The sequence below is a fragment of the Bradyrhizobium sp. th-b2 genome (assembly GCF_000426785.1).
Taxonomy (GTDB): domain Bacteria; phylum Pseudomonadota; class Alphaproteobacteria; order Rhizobiales; family Xanthobacteraceae; genus Bradyrhizobium; species Bradyrhizobium septentrionale.
The window spans coordinates 1,508-6,857 of record NZ_KE384575.1 but is presented as its reverse complement, the minus strand read 5'-3'; the positions used below and the strand labels follow the sequence as shown (position 1 = coordinate 6,857).

The window sequence follows — 5,350 nt, the reverse complement described above, 5'->3', positions numbered from 1 at the left end:
CGATCCGGGAACACCCGGGCCAAATTGTCGGCCAAGCCGAGACGCCGCTCGGCCATCGCCAGAAGCATCACGCCCCCGTTCGAGGTCAGCCGACCGCCATCGAAGGCAGCTGTGACTTTCCTGGCGTGAACGGCTGGAAACGAGAAGGGCAGAATCGTATCATCGGTCATGGCGGGCCTGGTGTTCGCGGCTGAAGGTGATGGGGTTGGCTTTGTAACCGAATCCTACGCCGCATCAGCGCTTTACACCACGCTCGCCAGCCTCTCAGGCGCCCTCTGACGAATAAGACGGGCTAATCTCGAACCTTTGAGAAGCGCCTCCTTCGGCTCGCGGTCGATTAAGTTGACGATGCCCCGCTGCCTCCAGCAGCACGCCAGCCGCGATGGAATTGCAACCCACGGTGATCCGGGTTTTCCTGTGAATCGGGGAGAAGCGCCCTTCGTCAGCTACTCGTCAGCCAGCCAGTCTATGCAGACTGGCTGCGCATTCTCGACTTCATCGGAGGTGGAATATGACGGGCATTGGCCGAGCTGGCAAATCGCACGTTGGGCCCGCAGGAGCCGACAGCGCATGGGGATCGAGCAGTTCGAGCCCGGAGCCCGGTCCCGCCCCTGGGGAAGGCGGGCAATCTTTCGACTCCGTCGTGGAGCGGATGCGCTCCGGGCCTCGAGATAGAGCGGCTCCGCTCGTGAGCCTGCCACCAGCTTCGGCGGTGGCGGTCCCGATTTCCTCAAGTGGCGACGGAATCAAAGCAGCGAAGCAAAAAATGCGCAGCCTGCTTGAGGGCCTTGATGCTTCTAAAAATGCAGCCATGCAAGCCCGGAATCCGTCGGAGGCGCAAGAGCTGATCGATCAAGTCGTCAAGGCAGGCTCGGAAGTTCTGGACTATTACGCGAGCTTTCCCCCCGGACATGGCGCGCGAGCTTCTTTCCGACGGTCAGGCTCGCCAAGTCCGCGCCGAAACTATCGCTGCGGGAGACGAATGCAACATCGTGGCCACCTGGATTGTCAACGACCTGGAGGCGAACAGGAGCAAAGCAGCAGCCGTGCTCGACCGGATGCGAGATGCCGGCGCTCCGCCCGGCCAGCTGGGCCGGGCGGTATCCAGCGTGGCGAAGCATTACGAAGCCTGCTTGGATTGGTGGGGAAAGAAGGTATTGCGCTCGGAGCGGATGCAGTCCGTCTATGCGGCCACCGCCAACTTGCCAAGCACCACGTCCAAGATGCGGGAGGAGGAAGAGGCCGCGCTACGCCAGCGTACCGGCTGGGCACTTAGTACGAAGTGCATGTACCTGGAATCGCGCATCGCTCTCGCGCGACTCTTGATCGAGTCGAAGGCGGCCACGTTCGGCCCAGCCGTGAACGACGCCCTCATGAGTGAGGACGGGCGGGTGCGACTGCTTGGGACCTTTATCACGGATTTTTTTCCGGCATTCAACTCGACTTCCGATGCCGTTCTGCAGGGAGCGGCGCTCGACGCAGACCACTGCACCGTTCTGGAAGGAGTCATGGAGCGGCTTTCGGAATTTGCCTCAGGGGTGCACGGCATCGTTACCCGACTAAGGGACGCCGGAACGGATGCCGACCTTCCGTTGGAACTGTTGGGCCAGATCGCGGAAGGTGCATGGGTCACCGCGGACGACGTCACGCGTCTTTTGGACGTGCAGCCAAAGACGCCCGCCATGCTTGAGCCGCCGGCCCGGACTGCCGTAGTGGTTGAGGGGGGCGCGGCGCGGAGGAAGGGGAAAGGCAAGCGCGCCCCGGCCGCAGGCGAGCGAAGTTCGGCGGCCGGGCTGCGCGAGCCGCAGCTCGCCACGCCCGACGCTGCCACGGCCCCAACAGGCAAGGTGATCGTACTCTCGGATCTGGGTACGAAGAAACTCGCGAGCGCGGAGGAGGCAGACGCGAGGGCGTCATCGTCGGCGACTGGGCACCTGGAGATATTGCAGGCTCCGCCCTCCAGGAAAGCACTGAGCGGATTACTCGAGCGAATGGACGAACTTTTGCAGTTCGATCTGCCGGCTCAGCAAAGCGCCGTCTCGCAAGCGCGCCAGATGAAGCCCGAGGACGCCGATCACGTCGTGGATCTCATCGTTAAGCGACTGCAGACGCAGGCCTCCGAGATTGAGGCCAGTGTAGTCGCGCTGGAGGAGCCTCGCCGACGTGTCCACGCCTGCGCAAGTGCCGGAAGTGCATGACAAAATAACCCGGCTCAAGGCGATGTTGTCCGAGGTGCAGGGACAGGCGAACTCTTTGAAGGCAAAGGCGGCGATCACGATCGACTGCATGAAGACCTACGCGTTTCCGTCCCAGAAGTATCTTGAACAGTTGCGGGCGGCCGGGGAGCTGGCGTCTGTGAATCCACCGCGCGCCTTGAAGGATGATCCGGGGACACTGTTCGAGATCAAGCTGCAGCCCAAGGCCCTGCGCAATGGCGCGATGCCAAGCCCGATGTGGGTGCACATCCATACCAAGCGGCCGGTACATGCCTGGCAGTTGGCAACGCTGAGCGATGCCGAGTTCGCCGCTTGCCACGTGAAGTCCAATGACCAGCGCGGCTACAATCAGGATTGGCAGAGCGCTCGAGCTGCGACGGGGCGCGAGAATGTCGTGATCCACCGCGGCAAGCTCACGCCGGCGTTCTGTAGGTCCTTATTGCGCACCGCAGCTGGCGGCCAGCCGTGGTATCCCCTTCCCGAGGCGGAGCACGCGTCGATGCAGTTCGCGCGCCTCGGGATGTAGTTACCTGGGTGTCTCGCGCCGGAGCGCCGCTGTGGTGACACGATCAAGTTGGCCGTTATCACCGAGAGGAAATCCTCGATGAGCTCGAAGCCGGCGCGAACTCCTCGAACAGATCGACAACGGGGTCCGATTGAAATTCGATCGGGAGCGTCGTGACCACGACTTCCTTTCGCTTGGCAGCTGAACCGTCAAATGCCGGCGATGTGTCGACTCAAGTCCAGGCACATACGATCAGCGCTCCTGGCCTTCATCTTCGAAAGTGAGTACAAATGAACTTCGTCTCAATGAATCGCGTGCGTCAACAAACGGATAGCGTGGACGCGCAAGATGCCTCTCCGGCCGACTCGTCGGCAGAGGCGGCGGCCTTTCAGCGGCAGCTGAGCGAGGTCGCTGTCCCGTCCTCTCCCGTGCTCATGCAGGCCCGCGCCCATCAAGCGGATGCATCGCGATCTGAGGCGCGGCCCATCATGCGGGCGAGCGGGCAACCATATACGCCGGCTCCGCACGGTGAATGCGGTGGAACGATGCTGAATGCGTCGGCGCTGCCGCTCGGCCATGCAAATTTGGTTTTCGCAGGTAGCAGCATGGATCCTGTTTATTCCGAAGATGCGTCTCTTATTGAGCGGCTCGGGCCGGCACTCTTCAAGGCTGGGGCCTCCGAGCGCACCGTCAGGCGCAATGTACGTTGTCTTCTCGGATTGGGGCATTGGCTCGTAAAGAACGGAAAGCCGGGCATTGATGCCCGGCTTTACGAAGAGTCGCTGGACAAGGATGCCCAGGAGTTTGGCAAGCAGGAGGGGCAGGCCGTCGCTACGCCACTGGATCATCTTCGAGCCGCCCAATCGCCGGGCGGCATCGCGCCGATTGCAAGCCGGGTTGAGCTGAATCCCTATCCCCAAGATGCGGATCTCATTAACAGGTACAAGGAAGATGCAGCGTCAGGCACCGCTAACACCGTCAGGACCTATGCAACTCTTCTTATCGATTTCAGTGATTACCTCCGTGAAAACGATAAGCCCGGCATTGCTGCTCGACTTGGCGACGGCTCGCTGGATAATGATGTCAGCCAGTATAAGGAGGCGGACCCCCGTGGCCGCAGAAAAGCCGGGGCCGCACTGGCTCATCTCCTGAGGTCGCCGGCGGGTGCTAGAGCGATCGACCTCCGGCGTCATATTCGCTCCGTTCCTGATCTCGAAGAGGCGGTTCGCGCCGAGCCGAGGCGGACCCGGGCCGCGACTGCGCAGCACAGCGGGTCGAACGGAGCTATCAGCTGGCCGGAGACTCTGCCTGCGAACCAGCAGGATCTGCTTTTGGAGACGATGGACGGACCCAGCTCCTCGCCGCCTCTCGAGACAATCGCGCACCATCAACAAGCAGCGGATGCCGGAGGGTCTTTTCGTGACTTGAACTTGCCCCGCGACGACCATGGGGTTCCACCGCCGCATGGCCTGGCATTGGATCCTGCAGAGTCCCTGAACTGGCGCCACCATGACGACGAACTGACGGATAAACGTCACAGGAACCCGCTCGGGCCAGGCGAGCAGGTTCTCGTCAACGATGAGCATGATATAGGGGAGTTGAGATCAGCGAAGAGGCAGAAGACGCTAAGCAATCCGCAGGGCGTCGCCGTTGAGCGGCAGCTGATGCAGATGCCATCCCATCAACTGGCGGCGGCACCTTCGCAGATGCAGGCTCTGATGCCGTCGCCGGACGAGCTGATCGGCGAGCAGCTCCCGGGCGAAGACGCGGAGCTCTTGGCGAGGTTTCGTTTAGACGCCGAGCGGCGCAAGCTCACCCCAGGCGCCATCAGGAACGGTGTTTCCGGACTTGGGGCATTTGTTCGCTGGGTCAACGCAAGTCATGGGGGGTCCGTAGCTTCTCGGCTGCGAAGAGGTGCAACGCTGGATGAGGAAATTGCGGCGTACCGGAGCTTGGGCCGTGACCCCCAGCGCCGCATTACATCGGCTCTGGATGTTCTCCGGCGGCTCTTGCGTGGGGGTGAAGAAGCCGAAGCTCCCGAACCCCGCGTCCTCGGTGCCCCACGTCGCCTGGTTCCTCATCCAGAAGATGCGCCCCTCATCGAGGGCGCGCTGAGCCAAGCTCTGAAAAATCTTAAAACTGCGAAGGAGAAGGGGTCTGCGCAAAAGCGGGCGACACGTCTTCGTGCGCTGAGTGCGTGGCTCAAAGGGAATCGCAAAGGGAGCATCATCGGGCGACTTAACGGCTCTAGCAAGGAGCAGTTAACGCTGGACAACGATGTGCTCGCGTTCCAACGGACTGGAGGCAGAATATACGGTCCCGATTTGTCGCATCTTCGCAGCTACTTAAAACTCATCGAGGCGAACCGAGAGCTGGGGCTGCCAGGCCCTGAGCAGCCGAGCTCGCCGGCCGCGCAGGGCGATCGGCATCCCGGCTCGGCGCAGGATCTTCCCTCAACGCTGGCAAGCCCAAGCGCGGGAGCTTGGGTTTGGTTGGGTGAACAGCTGCAAGAACCAGCATCACCATCCAGGCCCCCGTCACATGCTAAGGGCAGGCTTGAGCCATCTGTTGATCTGAATGCGCCGACGCCGTCCGAGCTGCGCGACGATGCTCACTTTGCGCCGGCGCC

At 62.1% G+C, this 5,350-nt stretch carries 1 protein-coding gene and 2 pseudogenes; 2 read left to right on the top strand and 1 reads right to left on the bottom strand.

Annotated elements, in window-relative coordinates; all coding sequences use genetic code 11:
- On the bottom strand, positions 1 to 170 hold a 170-nt coding region (locus K359_RS63085), incomplete at its 3' end, for a transposase (RefSeq protein ID WP_035978810.1).
- 341 nt (positions 171 to 511) lie between these two features.
- Between K359_RS63085 and K359_RS57045 the strand changes: the two are divergent.
- Both K359_RS57045 and K359_RS57040 read left to right on the top strand, forming a co-directional pair.
- Positions 512 to 2,742: pseudogene (locus K359_RS57045) on the top strand (hypothetical protein).
- Positions 2,743 to 3,266: 524 nt separating this feature from the next.
- Positions 3,267 to 5,350: pseudogene (locus K359_RS57040) on the top strand (hypothetical protein); the annotation flags it as partial.